The following is a 16,753-nucleotide window of genomic DNA, read 5'->3' on the forward strand; positions in this document are numbered from 1 at the left end:
AAAGGATGTGGCAAAATGAAAACTCTTCAATACCGCAAGAACTTACCTAAACTTGTTACTTTAATTTCTATGGGATTAGCCACTGTTCCTGCTGAAAGTTTTAGACATAAACAATCATCGTTGATCCCCAATATTCAATACTCTTTTGCATCTCCTGTATCTAATCAACTTGTTGCTATTCCGATTGATGATGCTACTGAAAAAATGAGCACTTTAGCTGAGTTACTCAATAGTGACTTAACTAGATTAAAAAAAGAATGGGAAAACCATGAAAATTTATTTATTAGCCAACACATTTATGAACAAATAAATAAAAATATAAAAGATATAGATACCTCTTTAGTTGATATAAAAAATCTCCTTGCATCGTGTTTAAATAACGATATCTTAAAAAAAGAAAGTATTCTTTTATTTGGTCGCTCTTTAGCAATGTATAGAAGTGTATTAACTGAGATTGTTTTATTTATAGAACAAACTCATCAGCCATTAAAAACAACAAATAAAAAACCCAATGTAACTAATGCTGAGATGCAGAGATTAATACAATCTGAGCATATAAAATTAGGGCTTGATATACCTAAATTTCATAGTAATTGATATTTTATGACTCAAATATCAATACATCCTGATATTGAATATAAAACTATCGCCAATGAATATGCTCACTTATTAAAACTTTGGAAAGAAGACAATATATTATCTAATTATTTAGGTGCCAATGGTCGCTGGGAAAATAATGCCAAGTTATGTCAATCTCTTATTTCTAAAATACATATTAGAATGCCACTTGAACCAGGATGGAATAAAAAGATACCTCAAATACAAAGAAAATCAAATCATTACTTAGTTTACTGTCAACATTGGCTTTACCCAAACAGATATCAAATTATTGCTATTATGTCGCCCAATGCTCATGAGATAGCAAAAACATCATTTCTGGCTGTATTAGAGAAAAGAGCAGAAGAATTTCAAAATAATTTCTAATAAGCTATTATCAGTAACCCCAAAAGCCACTTTTCAGTGGCTTTTTTATTCGTAAGATCAAATCGTTAGCGTATTATTTTTTACGATATACTTTAACGTTTTCAAAACCTTGCTCACGCAAATACAGCGCTTGTAAGCGGCTCATCATTCCGCGATCACAATAAAGCAAATAAGTTTTGGCTTTATCTAAATCACCAAACTGGGTGCTTAATTTATAGAAAGGTAACTCTTTAACATCAACACCGTCTATCTTTAATGGCGAAGTTTCTTGCTCTTCAGGTGAGCGGATATCCAAAATAACATCGTTAGCACCAAATTCAGATACCATTTCAACTTCAGTAACTTGCTGTACGGTTTCTTCTGCAATACGACGAATATCCATATTCTTGGCGTTTTCAACAACGTTATCAAGAATAGAAAAATCAAACTTCTCTTCTTCCGCTTCGATCTTCGCTTTTACTGCTTTCACTGTTGGGCTTTTTGAAATAACACCACAAAATTCTGGCATTGTACGAGCAAAATCTTCTGTACCAATTTGGCGGGCGATATTGATAATGTTCTCTTTATCATGCGTGATAAGAGGGCGTAAAATTAACGTATCAGTCGCATTATCAATTAAACGTAAGTTAGTTAAAGTTTGGCTAGAAACTTGGCCTAATGCTTCACCCGTTACAATCGCTTGGACACCATAGCGTTCTGCAACACGGGATGCGGCACGTACCATCATACGTTTTAATACAACACCCATTTGACCATCATCGACTTTTTCTAAGATTTCTGCGACAACAGGTTCAAAATCAACAGCAACGAAATGCACTTTATGTGAACGGCCAAAACGGTTCCATAAATAATGAGCAACTTGTTTAACGCCAATTTCGTGGGCAGAACCACCTAAGTTAAAGAAACAATAGTGAACTCGGCTACCACGACGCATTAACATATAGCTTGATACACCTGAATCATAACCACCAGAGATCAGTGATAAAACATCTTCCTGTGTACCAATTGGAAAACCTCCAATACCTTCATAGCGCGCATTCACTAAAATAAGTTTGTCATCTTCAATTTCTAAATTGATGGTGACATCTGGACGCGTTAATTTCACTTTTGCGCTTTCAACGTGTTGGTTAAAACCACCACCAACATAACGCTCAACTTCATTTGAAGTAAAACTGTGCTTACCACGACGTTTGGCACGAACACAAAATGTTTTGTTTTCAACTAAATGCTTAAATGCCGCAAAAGTTTGCTCAAAAATATTGTGTAAATCAGTATACGGATGCTCTTCTACTTGTAAAAAGTGATGAATACCAGGAATACGTGTTAATGCATCACATACCGCTTCACTTTTGCTTTCATCTTTACTCACAACAACAATGTTATCCCAATTGCGGACAACTGTGATTTCATCACCTAATGTATTAAGTACATTACGAATATTGCTAGTGAGAATTTTGATAAAACGTATACGAACAGATTGGCTTTTGATCGTAATTTCGGGGAATAATTTAATAATAAACTTCATAGTCAATGGTCATAGGTTATTAAGTAGAAACATAAACTACAGTGATGTTAATTGACTGGAGTTTATAAAAGTCACAAAGTATATCACCAATATTTAGGGCTCACCCGCAAAAATCATCGACTGAATAAGAAATTTTCTTCTCACTTGTAGTAAGATGATCGCTATTATTCAGCGCTAACATGCTTTATTATCAAAAATATTATGGCTAAGAAAACGACACCAATTAACGAAGACATCGCACAAGCACCAAGTTTCGAAGCATCTATGCAAGAACTTGAGCAAATCGTAAACCGTTTAGAATCCGGTGAACTCCCTTTAGAAGAAGCGCTTAATGAGTTTGAACATGGCGTTCGTCTAGCCCGTGTTGGACAAAAAACATTACAAGACGCTGAACAGCGTGTTCGTATTCTTCTAAAAGAAGACGATAATGCAACTCCTGATGATTTTATCCAAGAGGCAGAATAATTGAGTAACGCAACTTCAAGTACGGATGCGTTCCGTCAGAAATTAGATTCCGCCCACCAGCGTGTTGATCATGCATTAAACCAAGCGCTATCCGCTTTACCATTCACTGACATGCCTCTAGGTAAAGCCATGCATTATGGTGCTCTTTTAGGTGGAAAGCGCTTACGTCCTTTCCTTGTTTATGCAGTGGGTGAAATGTTTAAAGTCCCCGCACTTAACCTTGATGCACCAGCCGCCGCAGTGGAATGTATTCACGCTTATTCTCTCATTCATGATGATTTGCCTGCGATGGATGATGATGATTTACGTCGTGGTAAGCCTACATGTCATATTGAATTTGGCGAAGCCAACGCAATTTTAGCGGGTGATGCATTACAAACACTCGCCTTTGAGATCTTAGCAAAAAATCCAATGCCTGATGTTGCAATGGCTGATCGTGTTGCAATGATTTCTGAATTAGCAACAGCCAGCGGGCTTGCAGGTATGTGTGGCGGTCAGGCACTTGATCTTGAAGCCGAAGATAAATCGATTGACCTCGCATCTCTTGAAAAAATCCATTTACACAAAACAGGTGCATTAATTCGTGCAGCTGTTCGCTTAGGCGCATTTAGTGCTGGCTCAAAAGGCCATGATGTATTACCCGCACTAGATAAATATGCCCACTCTATTGGCCTTGCATTTCAAGTACAAGATGACATTTTAGATGTCATTGGCAGTACGGAAGAAACTGGGAAACGTCAAGGTAGCGACCAAGAGTCAGGAAAAAGCACGTATCCAGCCCTCCTTGGATTAGAGCAAGCTCAAAAGAAAGCACAGGAATTGTATAACGAAGCACTGGATGCCTTAGCGTTTCTTGAGCAATACGAGTACGATACAACCACGCTTAAACAATTAGCGAGTTTTATCGTCGAACGGAAAAACTAATAAAAAATAAAGAGAGCAGCTTACCTGTTCTTTCCCTATTACAAGTGATTAATTAATAGGCATCACATGAGCATTGATATCGAAAAATATCCCACATTGGCGTTGGTTGAAACACCAGAAGATTTGCGCCTATTACCAAAAGAGAGTTTACCTAAACTCTGTGATGAGCTAAGGCTATTTCTTCTTAACAGTGTCAGCCGCTCAAGTGGTCACTTCGCCTCAGGTTTAGGTGCTATTGAGTTAACGGTTGCTCTTCATTACGTCTATAAAACCCCTTTTGATAACCTGATTTGGGATGTTGGTCATCAGGCCTATCCTCATAAGATCTTAACGGGTCGCCGTGACCGCATTGATACTATCCGTCAAAAGAATGGGTTACACCCCTTCCCTTGGCGAGAAGAGAGTGAATACGACAAACTTTGTGTCGGTCACTCTTCAACCTCTATCAGTGCAGGTTTAGGTATGGCTGTCGCCGCTGAACAAGAAAAGCTGAACAGAAAAACAGTTTGTGTGATCGGTGATGGGGCAATTACTGCGGGTATGGCTTTTGAAGCAATGAATCACGCAGGAGATATTGAACCAGATATGCTCGTTGTACTTAATGACAATGAGATGTCGATTTCAGAAAACGTTGGTGCATTGAATAATCACCTTGCGCAATTGTTATCTGGCAAACTGTATACCACCTTGCGTGAAGGTGGAAAAAAAGTCTTTTCAGGTATTCCACCCATTAAAGAATTACTTAAAAAGACAGAGGAACATATCAAAGGCATGGTTGTCCCAGGCACCATGTTTGAAGAGTTGGGCTTCAACTATATCGGTCCTGTTGATGGCCACGATGTTATTGCATTAGTACAGACATTAACTAACATGCGTGATCTAAAAGGCCCTCAGCTTCTGCATATTATGACTAAAAAAGGTCGTGGATATGCGCCTGCTGAGCGTGATCCAATTAGCTGGCACGCAGTCCCTAAATTTGATCCTCAAACTGGGACATTACCTAAAAGCCCTAATGCACGACCTACATTTTCCAAAATTTTTGGTGACTGGTTATGTGAAGAAGCCTCAACCGATCCAAAACTCATGGCAATTACCCCAGCTATGCGTGAAGGCTCTGGTATGGTGCGTTTCTCAAAGGAATACCCTTCACAATACTTTGATGTTGCGATCGCAGAACAACATGCCGTTACCTTTGCAGCAGGTTTAGCAATTGGGGGTTATAAGCCGATTGTTGCTATCTACTCAACATTCTTACAACGCGCTTACGACCAAGTGATCCACGACATTGCCATTCAAAAACTGCCTGTTTTATTTGCTATTGATCGTGGTGGTATCGTGGGAGCAGATGGTCAAACTCACCAAGGTGCTTTTGACCTCTCATTCTTACGCTGCATTCCTAATATGGTCATTATGGCGCCAAGTGATGAAAATGAGTGTCGCCAAATGCTTCACACAGGTTATCACTATCAAGATGGTCCTGTTGCCGTACGCTATCCAAGAGGCTCTAGTGTTGGTGCACAATTGCAACCACTTAGTCCACTACCTATGGGTAAAGGTATTATTCGTCGCCAAGGCAAAGGTATTGCGATTTTAAACTTTGGTACATTACTACCAGAAGCGTTAGAAGTTGCTGAAAAACTTGATGCAACTGTGGCTGATATGCGTTTTATCAAGCCTCTTGATAAATCACTTATCCTTTCTCTGGCTGAACAGCATGATATGTTGGTAACGCTAGAAGAAAATGCCATTATGGGTGGTGCTGGCAGTGGCGTAAACGAGTTACTCATGCAAGAACGTTGCTTAATACCTGTCCTAAACTTAGGTATACCTGATCTGTTTGTACCACAAGGTGGACAAGAAGAGATCAGATCTGACTTAGGATTAGATGCAGAAGGTATTGAGAAATCAATTAAGGCTTATCAAGCTAACTAATTGAATTAAAATGATTAAAAAACCTCTCCTAATTAACCACAGGAGAGGTTAATGTATTTCTAGGCTGTGATTTATCTACTTTTATCATACTGGTTTACATTTCCACACTCCATATTGTCGCCCTTATTACAACCTTGTCCATCATCACATTTTTATGAAATTCACTGAAAATAACCTCTTTCCTTCTTGAATCCATTCAGCGTTAATTTATTCAATCAGTTAGATTTTTCTTTCTTTTTGTTTGCCAACGAAACGTTTCGATCACGCTCACAATATGAATAAATCAAACTTGTTTTCCCACCTTTCTTTTCTACTATGTAGACAGCGAAACGTTTCGCTGAGGAGGAAACATGAAAAAAGGTGTATTACTTAATAGTCCTATTTCGAGTGTAATTTCACGTTTAGGACACACTGACAAAATCACTATTGCAGATGCTGGATTACCAATTCCCTCCTCTGTTGAACGAATTGATCTTGCTCTCACTCAAGATATTCCTGACTTTATGTCAGTCTTACAAACCGTTACCCATGAAATGCAAATCGAAGCGGTGATGCTGGCGGAAGAAATTAAAACCATCAATCCCTCTCTGTTTAATGAAATCCTCTCTTATCTCAATTTATTAGAACAAGAGCAGAAGAAACCTATTCAAATAATGTATGTTTCACATGAAGCATTCAAAAAGCAACTTACTGAAAATAAAGCTGTTATTAGAACCGGTGAATGTACGCCTTATGCCAATATTGTGTTGTTTTCTGGTGTGACTTTTTGAGGGCAATATGGAACCTTTACTTGAACTTAAAGATATTGATAAGTCATTCCCTGGTGTAAAAGCACTATCAGGTGCCACACTTCGAATTTATCCCGGTAGAGTAATGGCACTCGTAGGTGAAAACGGGGCAGGCAAATCAACACTAATGAAAGTGCTGACTGGGATCTATAAAAAAGATGCAGGTGAAGTCATTTATCAAGGCGAAAGCTGTGCTTTCAATGGTCCCAAATCTTCCCAAGAAGCAGGAATAGGCATTATTCACCAAGAGCTTAACCTTATTCCAGAATTAACCATCGCAGAAAATATCTTCTTAGGTCGTGAGTTTACTCGTGCTTTTGGCGCTATCGATTGGAAGAAAATGTATGCAGAGGCTGATAAGTTATTAGCCCGATTAAACCTTGCTTACAGTAGTCATCGTTTAGTGTCTGAATTATCGATTGGTGATCAGCAAATGGTAGAAATCGCCAAGGTTCTTAGCTTTGGCTCAAAAGTCATCATCATGGATGAGCCAACAGATGCGTTAACCGATACTGAAACCGAATCTCTATTTAGCGTTATTCGTGAACTAAGAGATCAAGGTTGTGGCATTGTTTATATCTCACATCGTCTAAAAGAGATCTTTGAGATTTGTGATGACGTGACTGTACTGCGAGACGGCCAGTTTATTGGTGAAAAACCTGTCGCCTCATTAAAAGAAGACACTCTGATTGAAATGATGGTGGGTCGTAAGTTAGAAGACCAATACCCTCGTATTAATATCCCTCAAGGAAAAACCAAACTTAACGTCATTAACCTCAGTGGCGAAGATGTTCATGATGTCAGTTTCTCATTACATGAAAGCGAAATTCTGGGCATTTCTGGATTAATGGGCGCGGGTCGTACTGAGTTAATGAAAATTATCTACGGCGCATTACCTAAAACCAATGGCACTGTTGAATTAGATGGTAAACCCTGCCAAATCAAAAAGCCGGTTGAAGGATTGGAACAAGGCATTGTTTACATTTCTGAAGATAGAAAGCGTGATGGTTTAGTCCTTGGCATGTCGGTAAAAGAAAATATGTCTCTGACAGCCCTTCGCTATTTTAGCCGCGGTATGGGTGTGCTTAATCATAAAGAAGAGCAACTCACTGTCGGTGATTTTATTAAATTATTCAATATAAAAACCCCTTCAATGGATCAAACGATTGGCTTTTTATCTGGGGGAAATCAACAAAAAGTGGCTATCGCAAGAGGCCTAATGACTCGCCCTAAAGTGCTTATTCTTGATGAACCCACTCGTGGCGTTGATGTGGGCGCTAAAAAAGAAATTTATCAGTTAATTAATAAATTTAAACAAGAAGGATTAAGCATCATTTTAATTTCTTCTGAAATGCCTGAGGTAATGGGAATGAGTGACCGTATTCTGGTTATGCATGAAGGTCGTATTAGTGGTGAGTTTTCCGCTCACAATGTCACACAAGAAATGCTAATGGCAGCGGCTGTTGGTAAACAATATGACGCTAAAGTAGGAGTTTGATATGAGCACGAATTCAATTCCAGCGTCAAAACGTTGGTTCTCAAAAGCTTGGCTATTAGAGCAAAAATCGCTGATTGCATTGCTACTTCTGATTGTTGTGGTTTCCACACTCAGCCCTAATTTTTTTACCTTAAACAATATTTTCAACATTCTCCAACAAACATCGGTTAACGCCATTATGGCGGTTGGAATGACGCTAGTTATTTTAACATCTGGTATCGATTTATCTGTTGGTTCATTGCTTGCATTAACAGGTGCCGTTGCCGCTTCTATGGTGGGTGCGGATGTTAATGCGCTTGTTGCTGTTGTTGGCGCATTGGCATTAGGTGCCGCTATTGGTGGTGTAACAGGAATTATTGTTGCTAAAGGTAAAGTTCAAGCCTTTATTGCTACGTTAGTCATGATGTTATTACTGCGCGGTGTTACTCGCGTCTATACCGACGGTAGCCCTATTAATACCGGATTTAGTGATAATGCCGATCTGTTTAGTTGGTTTGGTATTGGTCGCCCATTTGGCATTCCAACGCCAATTTGGCTCATGATGATTGTCTTCTTAAGTGCATGGTATTTATTACATCACACCCGTTTAGGTCGCTATATCTATGCACTAGGGGGTAATGAATCTGCCACTCGCTTATCGGGTATTAGCGTCGATAAAATCAAAATCATCGTTTATTCATTATGTGGTTTATTAGCCGCCCTTGCGAGTGTCATTGAAGTTGCTCGACTTTCATCAGCACAACCAATGGCAGGTAATGGTTATGAGCTAGATGCGATTGCTGCCGTTGTTCTCGGTGGTACCAGTCTTGCAGGCGGTAAAGGTCGTATTATCGGTACATTAATTGGTGCACTTATTCTAGGATTCTTAAATAATGCACTGAATTTATTAGGAATATCATCAAACTATCAAATGATAGTAAAAGCGGTGGTCATCTTACTTGCTGTTTTGGTAGATAACAAAAAATAACTCTCTATTCTCTTAATCCGAACCCCGACAGGAACTTATATTATGAAACTCAAAAAAATGGCAACTCTTCTTTCTGTTGTTGCATTAAGCGCCACAATCAGCGCTAACGCATTGGCAAAAGAATCAATCGCGCTTGTTATCTCAACACTAAACAACCCTTTCTTTGTCACAATGAAAGACAGTGCACAGAAAGAGGCAAATAGATTAGGTTACGACCTTGTTGTTCTAGATTCTATGGACAACCCAGCGAAAGAGCTTGCTAACGTGCAAGATCTCACCGTAAAAGGCACACGTTTAATGCTTATTAATCCGACAGATTCAGATGCTGTGGGGAATGCAGTTATTTTAGCCAATAAAGCTAAAATCCCAGTTATCACCTTAGATCGTGTTGCAAACAAAGGTGAAGTCGTCAGCCACGTTGCTTCAGATAATCGCCTTGGCGGTAAAATGGCAGGTGATTATATTGCTGAAAAAGTCGCTAATGACGCCAAAGTCATTCAACTAGAAGGGATCACAGGAACATCTGCATCTCGTGAACGTGGTGAAGGTTTTAAACAAGCTGTTGATGCCCATAAACTGAATGTACTTGCAAGCCAACCCGCTGATTTTGACCGCACCAAAGGTCTCAACGTGATGCAAAATCTGTTAACTGCGTATCCTGCTGTTCAAGCTGTTTTTGCACAAAATGATGAAATGGCATTAGGTGCATTACGTGCATTACAAACTGCTGGTCGTACCGATGTATTAGTGATTGGTTTCGATGGTACAGATGATGGGATCAAAGCGGTAAACCGTGGCATGTTAGGTGCAACCATTGCTCAACGCCCAGATCAAATTGGTATTATCGGCATTCAAACTGCAGATAAAATTCTCAAAGGCGAGAAAGTGGATGCAACAATCCCTGTCGAGCTTGAGTTAGTTATAAAAAAATAACAACAACAAATACCACGGAGTGATATTGCTCCGTGGTGGCTTTAATCATTAAAACACGTTTTCACAAGGATAAAGGCTATGACGACACCTCGCCTTGCTGTTCTAGGTAGCATCAATGTTGACCACATTATGAATATTTCACAATTTCCAAAACCTGGTGAAACCATTATTGGTCATCAATACAAAGTAGCCTTTGGTGGTAAAGGTGCAAATCAAGCTGTCGCTTGCGGTCGTAGTGGCGCCGATATTACCTTTATTGCTTGTGTCGGTGATGATGCAATTGGTAGTGAAATCATAGCTCAACTGAAAACAGATAATATTCATATTGATGCAATTAGTATTATTCCGCAGATACCAACAGGTGTCGCGATGATCCTTGTTAATGAACAAGGTGAAAACGTAATTAGCATCGTTGCAGGTGCGAATGGCGCACTAACGCCAACACATTTTCAGCAATATCATCATGTTGTTGAGCATGCTGATGCCTTACTGATGCAATTAGAATCACCATTAGAGACAGTCTTTGAAGCAGCAAAACTGGCAAAGTCACATCACACGAAAGTTATTTTAAATCCTGCTCCAGCAGTGCCTTTATCTGATGAATTTCTGAGTTTTATTGATGTTATCACTCCAAATGAGACGGAAGCCGAAATATTAACAGGCGTTTCTGTGCATGATGAAGCGGGTGCAGCAAAAGCTGCTGAAATCTTACATCGTAAAGGTATCAAACAAGTGCTTATCACTTTGGGTAGCCGTGGCGTATGGTTTAGTGAACAAGGAAAAGGCATGATAATTCCCGGTTTTCGTGTCGAAGCAGTTGATACCATTGCCGCAGGTGATACATTTAACGGTGCATTTGTCACTGCAATATTAGAAGGGAAACCTTCCGTTGAGGCTATCCGTTTTGCTCACGCAGCAGCTGCAATTGCAGTTACACGTCATGGTGCGCAATCTTCAGTTCCTTGGCGTCATGAAATCGAATCATTTTTAGCAGAGCGAGCATAGTACTTTGGCAACAATGAAAGATGTCGCCCGTTTGGCGGGCGTTTCGACATCAACTGTTTCTCACGTTATCAATAACAACCGTTATGTTAGCGAAGGTATTCGTAAAAAGGTTAACGACGCTATCGAAACCTTAAATTACGCGCCTTCTGCTTTAGCGCGTAGTTTAAAAATGAACCGTACTCACACTATCGGTATGTTAGTCACAGCCAGTAGTAACCCGTTCTATGCAGAAGTTGTGCGCGGTGTTGAACGCAGTTGTTATGAAAAAGGCTATAGCCTTATTTTGTGTAACACCGAAGGGGATTACGAGCGCATGGATAGCAGCCTTGAAACCTTGCTGCAAAAACGTGTTGATGGCTTATTATTGATGTCAACGGAAGCCAGAGCGCCCTCTCATGAAGTGCTAAACCGTTATCCTCGTTTACCGATGGTGATGATGGATTGGTCCCCGTTTGAATATGGGGGAGATATTATTCAAGATAACTCTCTGCTCGGGGGAGAAATCGCAACCAATTATCTGATTGAAAAAGGCTTTACTGAAATTGCATGTATCGCAGGCCCACAAGATAAGCTTCCAGCAAAACATCGTTTGCAAGGTTATTATAATGCGATGCAAAAAGCAGGATTAGCTATTCGAAACGAGTTTGTGTTAACCAGTGATTTTGAATTTGCAGGTGGATTTAGCGCAATGCAAAAATTACTCTCACTTTCTGTCTTACCACAAGCTGTTTTTACCTGTAATGACGCGATGGCTGTTGGCGCTTATCAAGCCATTTACCAAAAAGGTTTGCGTGTACCTGATGATATTTCCGTCATGGGTTATGACGATATCGACCTAGCCTCTTATATGATCCCACCGCTTTCGACTATTCACCAACCTAAAGATGAATTGGGAAAACTCGCTGTCAGCCAATTATTGCATCGTATGGAAAACATTGATGCCGATGATAATGTTCTGGTGCTTACACCCAAACTTATAGAGCGTGGCTCGGTGATAGATTTCATAAAATAACAACAAGAAAGTTAGCACTATTATTACTGATGCTCTCTTTTAAGATGAGGGCATTTATTTCTAGTTATATTTATAAAATTAAAGATTTAAAATCAACCAGTTAAATAATTTTTAAAAATATGTCTATTTATCTTTATTTCCTATTGAACCCTCTATATTTTAGCTACTTTCCCTCGTTATTTACGCCATAGACCATGAAGGATGCAAATTTCCATCAAATCTATTATACTATTGCCCTTTCGCATTATCTGATGCAGCGCCATTTAGGGTATTGCTTTAGAATTTTCATGCTTCAATGATAATGTGTCCTTTAATTTATGGGGCAAGTGTTATCCTCATTTTGACGATTAATCACTTCCCATTTTGATAAAATTTGAGAGTATTATTATGTCATTACCTTCTTGTCCTAAGTGCAATTCAGAATACACCTATGAAGATGGTGCAATGTATGTGTGCCCTGAATGTGCTCATGAGTGGAACGATGCTGAGCCTGTTGCTGAAAGTGATGAATTGATTGTTAAAGACGCTAACGGTAACTTATTAGCTGATGGCGATTCAGTGACTGTGATTAAAGATCTCAAAGTCAAAGGTAGCTCAACCATGCTAAAAATTGGTACTAAAGTAAAAGGTATTCGTTTAGTGGAAGGCGACCATAATATTGATTGTAAAATTGATGGCTTTGGACCAATGAAGTTAAAATCTGAATTTGTGAAGAAAAACTAAGATAAATTAATAATACCTTTATTAATTCATTCAGATATTATCAGCATTCTCAAAGGCGCTTATTAAGCGCCTTTTTGTTTAAGTAAACCTTACTCGTTACTCTCACTAAAGTGATCAAAGCCTTTAAGATTAGGGTAAACATCTTCACCATTTCGTAAATAACGAATGCCTTCGCTAATCGGCATAATTTGACCAATACAATGAAAATCTGCACCTGTATGCGCTAATGCTATCTCTAAAGCGCCACGGTTGATTTCTGGTACTGTAAAGCAAAGCTCGTAATCTTCACCGCCACTTAATGCCCAAACCTCTGCTTGTTCTTCGCTCACTTCCGCTTTCATTGCAGGCGAATAAGGTAATGCATCTAAATTTAAGCGCGCACCACAACCACTTGCAGTAAGAATATGATCCAAGTCTGAAATCAGCCCATCAGAAATATCAATCGCAGATGTCGCTAAATGGCGCAATGCTTGACCTTGCAGTAAACGAGGTTGAGGACGCAAATGCCTTGCAACAAAATAGTCACTATGCTCTTTTTCTGTCGGCTGTAATCTATTTTGTAATACAGCAAGCCCTGCCGCGCTATCACCTAAAAAACCCGTAACATAGATCCAATCGCCAATTTTAGCGCCAGAACGAAGTAATGCGGTTCCTTGTGGAACAAGCCCTTGTATTGTGATTGTTAAGCTCAAAGGACCACGAGTAGTATCACCTCCGATTAGCTGGATTGCATAATAATCAGCTAATGCAAAGAAGGAGCGGCTGAATGCCTCGAGCCATTCACTATTTGTATCAGGAAGTGTCAAAGCTAATGAAGCCCAAGAAGGATCTGCACCAACGGCAGCTAAGTCACTAATATTTACAGCCAGTGCTTTATACGCTAAATCTTCAGGTGAGATAGAAGGAAGGAAGTGAATACCACTCACTAAAGTATCGGTGCTAATAGCAACTTGTTGCTTTTCAGGTACCGTTAATATTGCGCAGTCATCTCCAATTCCTGTACTCACATCTTTTCGTTTTACAGGCTGTGAAGTGAAATATTGCTTAATAAGGGAGAATTCACCACAAGGCATTATCTATTTCCTATTTAGCTGTGCATACTAAATGAGTTTTATTAAACAAAAGGCCGGAAATACCGGCCTTGAATTATTTACCATAGAGGAAACGTGAAAAACGTTATTTTTTACGTACAGTTGGTGCAGCTTTATCAAGCACGCCATTAACAAATTTATGGCTATCGTCAGCACCAAATACCTTAGCCAGTTCAATCGCTTCGTTAATCGCAACTTTGTAAGGAACATCTTCACGGAAGCTAAGTTCAAACATTGCTAAACGTAAAATTGCTTTTTCAACTTGACCTAATTCTTCAAGTTGACGGGATAAATAAGGTTCCATCGCCTTATCTAAACGTGTTGCATTAATGGCAACACCCACTAAAAGCTCACGAAAATAAGCAATATCTACACCTTGGGTATCCTGCTCGGATAAAAACTCCAATTCCACATCCGCGATGTCATTTCCGGATAATTGCCATGAGTAGATAGCTTGAACAGCACACTCACGAGCACGACGACGAGCAGCAGGTTTCACAAAATTCCCCTTAAGTTAAAACAGATGATTAGCCTTTTATGGCTTTAAGTACATTGATCATTTCAAGTGCTGTCATTGCCGCTTCAGCACCTTTGTTGCCCGCTTTAGTTCCAGCGCGTTCAATAGCCTGTTCAATATTTTCAGTGGTTAAAACACCAAAAGTCACAGGGATCTCACTTTGCATCGCAACTTGAGATAAACCAGAACTACATTCGCCAGCAACGTATTCAAAATGTGCGGTTCCACCACGGATAACAGTACCTAATGCGATAACTGCATCGTATTTGTCGCTTTCGGCTAATGCTTTAACCGTTAATGGCAACTCATAAGCGCCTGGAACCCAAACGACGGTAATATTTTCAGAGGAAACTTGTCCAATGCGTTCTAATGCATCAACCGCACCTTCTAATAGGCTGTCATTGATGAAGTTATTAAAACGGGCAATTGCAATTGCTACGCGTGCGTTTGGCGCCGCGACAACACCTTTGATTACGTTCATAGGTTACTTTTTTCTCCTATCCGCGGGGGCGCGGATTTTATCATATTCTTTCCCTTACTGCGCTCTGTTTTATTATTACACAGTAAAGGAGCCAAAAACCCTTGATAAATCAAGGTATTTAGTTGGCTGATAACGATGTCGTAACGACAGGAAATAACACACACGGCGCCATTTTACTACAAATAGCGCCGTAGACACACTTATTTGCGTCTATTAATAACGAGGTTTTAAACAAACTCTGATATCAGAGCCAATTTGTTGAAGAGAATCTACTGTAAATTCAGGTGCTTCTGATAATGACGATAGTGGAGAAAGTGTAAATAATCCACGCGCATCATTGCCTAAAATTTTAGGTGCAATATAAATAATAAGCTCATCAACAAGCCCAGCCTCTAATAATGCGCCAGCAAAGTGAGCCCCACTTTCAACCCATACAGTATTGATATTGCGTTTACCCAATTGCATCATTAATAAAACTAAATCCACACCGCTGTTTTTGCCATTCGTTGGTAATAGGATTTCTGATACATTCCCCTGCCAGTCACTTGGGTGTGATTTTGTACGCGCCAACCAGCATTCGCCTTCAATTTGAGTGATTTTATGATCTTCAGTCACTCTATTTTGGCTATCAGCCACAATACGAATAGGTTGGCGTAATGTTTCTTCCGGATAAATGGCTTTTATCTCATCTGAAAGCTCATCCCAACGTACATTCATAGAAGGGTTGTCGGCAAGCACGGTTGCACTTGTCGTTAAAATAGCGCTAGCTTGAGCTCGGAAATTTTGTACATCCCGACGAGATGCTTTAGAGGTTATCCATTGGCTTTCACCTGATGCTAATGCCGTTTTACCATCTAAAGATGCGCCCATTTTGAGCTGAATATAAGGAAAACCCGTTCTCATGCGTTTAAAAAAGCCAACGTTAAGTTTTTCAGCTTCTTGCATTAAAACACCATGAGAAACATCGACTCCTGCTGTTAATAACTTATGTAAGCCTCGTCCAGCAACTTGAGGATTCGGATCTTGCATCGCAGCAACAACGCGTTTTATACCTGCATTAATCAAAGCATCAGCACAAGGCGGTGTTTTACCAAAATGGCTACAAGGCTCAAGAGTGACATAAGCTGTTGCCCCTTTTGCTTTATCTCCTGCCATTTTTAATGCATTGACTTCAGCATGAGGGCCACCTGCGTGATGGTGATAACCTTCACCAATAATCTCACCCTCTTTTACAATCACACACCCCACATTAGGATTAGGCGATGTTGTAAAACGACCTAATGCTGCAAGCTCAATAGCTCGACGCATGTAGTGTTCATCCTGCAGGCTTTCATTTTCACTTGGATTGTTGCTGTTGTTATTTATCATAATAATTACATGTAATTTTATTATTTATCGTTATTTTTCAAATCATTAAATAAAGCACAGTATTAATATATTAATCCTGTAATTTTGCAATTTCTTCACCAAAATCACGGATATCTTCAAAACTACGATAAACAGAAGCAAAGCGAATATAAGCCACTTTATCGAGTTTCTTTAGTTGTTCCATAACAAAATTGCCAATTTCTTTTGAAGGGATTTCTCTTTCACCCGTCGCTCTTAATTGTGATTTGATATGACTTATCGCAGCTTCAACATCGTCTGAACTCACTGGACGCTTTTCTAGCGCTTTAAGCATACCTCGACGAAGTTTCTCTTCATCAAAAGGCTCACGTATTTCATCACTTTTCACAACACGAGGCATCACTAACTCTGCTACTTCAAAGGTAGTAAAACGTTCATGACAAACAAGACATTGGCGACGACGGCGCACTTGTGAACCATCACCAACAAGTCTGGAATCAATTACCTTGGTATCTACGGCTCCACAAAATGGGCAATGCATAGTTATTCCTACTTTTGACA

At 39.6% G+C, this 16,753-nt stretch carries 18 protein-coding genes; 12 read left to right on the top strand and 6 right to left on the bottom strand.

Annotated features, from left to right (window positions below; all coding sequences use genetic code 11):
• Positions 1-15 precede the first annotated feature (15 nt).
• Together JEP36_RS04725 and JEP36_RS04730 are read left to right on the top strand one after the other, a co-directional pair.
• Positions 16-597 carry a hypothetical protein gene (locus JEP36_RS04725; RefSeq protein ID WP_198629917.1) on the top strand — a complete coding sequence of 194 codons (582 nt, stop codon included), beginning with the start codon at positions 16-18 and terminating at the stop codon, positions 595-597.
• Positions 598-603: 6 nt separating this feature from the next.
• Entirely contained in the window at positions 604-984 is a 381-nt protein-coding gene (locus JEP36_RS04730; protein WP_196573478.1) for a type II toxin-antitoxin system YafO family toxin, read from the top strand.
• A 73-nt stretch (positions 985-1,057) separates the two neighbouring features.
• Here the strand turns inward: JEP36_RS04730 and thiI are convergent, their stop codons facing one another.
• The gene (gene thiI / locus JEP36_RS04735; protein ID WP_109371728.1) at positions 1,058-2,509 is read right to left on the bottom strand and encodes a tRNA uracil 4-sulfurtransferase ThiI; all 1,452 of its coding nucleotides are present in this window, start codon (positions 2,507-2,509) and stop codon (positions 1,058-1,060) included.
• A gap of 201 nt (positions 2,510-2,710) precedes the next feature.
• Here thiI and xseB point away from each other — a divergent pair, with 201 nt between their 5' ends.
• From xseB to JEP36_RS04785, 10 genes are all read left to right on the top strand, one after another.
• Complete coding sequence (xseB, locus tag JEP36_RS04740) at positions 2,711-2,974, top strand: exodeoxyribonuclease VII small subunit (protein WP_023580876.1); 264 nt, start codon at positions 2,711-2,713, stop codon at positions 2,972-2,974.
• On the top strand, positions 2,975-3,898 hold the full coding sequence (gene ispA, locus JEP36_RS04745) for a (2E,6E)-farnesyl diphosphate synthase (protein WP_198619350.1): 924 nt from the start codon (positions 2,975-2,977) through the stop codon (positions 3,896-3,898).
• Positions 3,899-3,964: 66 nt separating this feature from the next.
• A complete protein-coding gene (dxs, locus tag JEP36_RS04750; protein WP_198619349.1) occupies positions 3,965-5,830 on the top strand; it encodes a 1-deoxy-D-xylulose-5-phosphate synthase in 1,866 nt (621 codons plus the stop codon).
• A 350-nt stretch (positions 5,831-6,180) separates the two neighbouring features.
• Positions 6,181-6,600 carry a D-ribose pyranase gene (rbsD, locus tag JEP36_RS04755; protein ID WP_198619348.1) on the top strand — a complete coding sequence of 140 codons (420 nt, stop codon included), beginning with the start codon at positions 6,181-6,183 and terminating at the stop codon, positions 6,598-6,600.
• Between the two features lie 7 nt (positions 6,601-6,607).
• Positions 6,608-8,116, top strand: coding sequence for a ribose ABC transporter ATP-binding protein RbsA (gene rbsA / locus JEP36_RS04760; RefSeq protein WP_196532311.1), 1,509 nt, complete (start codon positions 6,608-6,610; stop codon positions 8,114-8,116).
• Between the two features lies 1 nt (position 8,117).
• Positions 8,118-9,083 carry a ribose ABC transporter permease gene (gene rbsC / locus JEP36_RS04765; protein ID WP_069368591.1) on the top strand — a complete coding sequence of 322 codons (966 nt, stop codon included), beginning with the start codon at positions 8,118-8,120 and terminating at the stop codon, positions 9,081-9,083.
• A 42-nt stretch (positions 9,084-9,125) separates the two neighbouring features.
• Positions 9,126-10,016: a ribose ABC transporter substrate-binding protein RbsB gene (gene rbsB / locus JEP36_RS04770; protein ID WP_109371738.1), complete on the top strand. Its 891-nt coding sequence runs from the start codon at positions 9,126-9,128 to the stop codon at positions 10,014-10,016.
• A gap of 78 nt (positions 10,017-10,094) precedes the next feature.
• Positions 10,095-11,021, top strand: a complete 927-nt coding sequence (rbsK, locus tag JEP36_RS04775) for a ribokinase (RefSeq protein ID WP_198629918.1) — start codon at positions 10,095-10,097, stop codon at positions 11,019-11,021.
• Positions 11,022-11,025: 4 nt separating this feature from the next.
• Positions 11,026-12,033 carry a ribose operon transcriptional repressor RbsR gene (rbsR, locus tag JEP36_RS04780; protein WP_198629919.1) on the top strand — a complete coding sequence of 336 codons (1,008 nt, stop codon included), beginning with the start codon at positions 11,026-11,028 and terminating at the stop codon, positions 12,031-12,033.
• A gap of 387 nt (positions 12,034-12,420) precedes the next feature.
• Entirely contained in the window at positions 12,421-12,756 is a 336-nt protein-coding gene (locus JEP36_RS04785; RefSeq protein ID WP_109371746.1) for a zinc ribbon domain-containing protein YjdM, read from the top strand.
• A gap of 89 nt (positions 12,757-12,845) precedes the next feature.
• Here JEP36_RS04785 and thiL read toward each other — a convergent pair whose 3' ends face one another.
• From thiL to nrdR, 5 genes are all read right to left on the bottom strand, one after another.
• The gene (thiL, locus tag JEP36_RS04790; RefSeq protein WP_198629920.1) at positions 12,846-13,829 is read right to left on the bottom strand and encodes a thiamine-phosphate kinase; all 984 of its coding nucleotides are present in this window, start codon (positions 13,827-13,829) and stop codon (positions 12,846-12,848) included.
• Between the two features lie 103 nt (positions 13,830-13,932).
• Complete coding sequence (gene nusB, locus JEP36_RS04795) at positions 13,933-14,346, bottom strand: transcription antitermination factor NusB (protein ID WP_006535124.1); 414 nt, start codon at positions 14,344-14,346, stop codon at positions 13,933-13,935.
• A 28-nt stretch (positions 14,347-14,374) separates the two neighbouring features.
• Positions 14,375-14,845, bottom strand: coding sequence for a 6,7-dimethyl-8-ribityllumazine synthase (gene ribH / locus JEP36_RS04800; RefSeq protein WP_036932916.1), 471 nt, complete (start codon positions 14,843-14,845; stop codon positions 14,375-14,377).
• Positions 14,846-15,058: 213 nt separating this feature from the next.
• The gene (gene ribD, locus JEP36_RS04805; RefSeq protein WP_198619344.1) at positions 15,059-16,213 is read right to left on the bottom strand and encodes a bifunctional diaminohydroxyphosphoribosylaminopyrimidine deaminase/5-amino-6-(5-phosphoribosylamino)uracil reductase RibD; all 1,155 of its coding nucleotides are present in this window, start codon (positions 16,211-16,213) and stop codon (positions 15,059-15,061) included.
• A 70-nt stretch (positions 16,214-16,283) separates the two neighbouring features.
• Positions 16,284-16,733 (bottom strand): transcriptional regulator NrdR, encoded by a 450-nt coding sequence (nrdR, locus tag JEP36_RS04810; protein WP_006535128.1) that lies wholly within the window; start codon positions 16,731-16,733, stop codon positions 16,284-16,286.
• Positions 16,734-16,753: the final 20 nt, after the last annotated feature.

This window comes from Proteus sp. PR00208 (genome assembly GCF_016238545.1).
Lineage (GTDB): Bacteria > Pseudomonadota > Gammaproteobacteria > Enterobacterales > Enterobacteriaceae > Proteus.

Bases quoted from the DNA above. Each gene is read 5' to 3' on its own strand.
- JEP36_RS04725 (WP_198629917.1), top strand. From the start codon at position 16: ATGAAAACTCTTCAATACCGCAAGAACTTACCTAAACTTGTTACTTTA.
- JEP36_RS04730 (WP_196573478.1), top strand. From the start codon at position 604: ATGACTCAAATATCAATACATCCTGATATTGAATATAAAACTATCGCC.
- thiI (WP_109371728.1), bottom strand. From the start codon at position 2,509: ATGAAGTTTATTATTAAATTATTCCCCGAAATTACGATCAAAAGCCAA.
- xseB (WP_023580876.1), top strand. From the start codon at position 2,711: ATGGCTAAGAAAACGACACCAATTAACGAAGACATCGCACAAGCACCA.
- dxs (WP_198619349.1), top strand. From the start codon at position 3,965: ATGAGCATTGATATCGAAAAATATCCCACATTGGCGTTGGTTGAAACA.
- rbsD (WP_198619348.1), top strand. From the start codon at position 6,181: ATGAAAAAAGGTGTATTACTTAATAGTCCTATTTCGAGTGTAATTTCA.
- rbsA (WP_196532311.1), top strand. From the start codon at position 6,608: ATGGAACCTTTACTTGAACTTAAAGATATTGATAAGTCATTCCCTGGT.
- rbsC (WP_069368591.1), top strand. From the start codon at position 8,118: ATGAGCACGAATTCAATTCCAGCGTCAAAACGTTGGTTCTCAAAAGCT.
- rbsB (WP_109371738.1), top strand. From the start codon at position 9,126: ATGAAACTCAAAAAAATGGCAACTCTTCTTTCTGTTGTTGCATTAAGC.
- rbsK (WP_198629918.1), top strand. From the start codon at position 10,095: ATGACGACACCTCGCCTTGCTGTTCTAGGTAGCATCAATGTTGACCAC.
- JEP36_RS04785 (WP_109371746.1), top strand. From the start codon at position 12,421: ATGTCATTACCTTCTTGTCCTAAGTGCAATTCAGAATACACCTATGAA.
- thiL (WP_198629920.1), bottom strand. From the start codon at position 13,829: ATGCCTTGTGGTGAATTCTCCCTTATTAAGCAATATTTCACTTCACAG.
- ribH (WP_036932916.1), bottom strand. From the start codon at position 14,845: ATGAACGTAATCAAAGGTGTTGTCGCGGCGCCAAACGCACGCGTAGCA.
- ribD (WP_198619344.1), bottom strand. From the start codon at position 16,213: ATGATAAATAACAACAGCAACAATCCAAGTGAAAATGAAAGCCTGCAG.
- nrdR (WP_006535128.1), bottom strand. From the start codon at position 16,733: ATGCATTGCCCATTTTGTGGAGCCGTAGATACCAAGGTAATTGATTCC.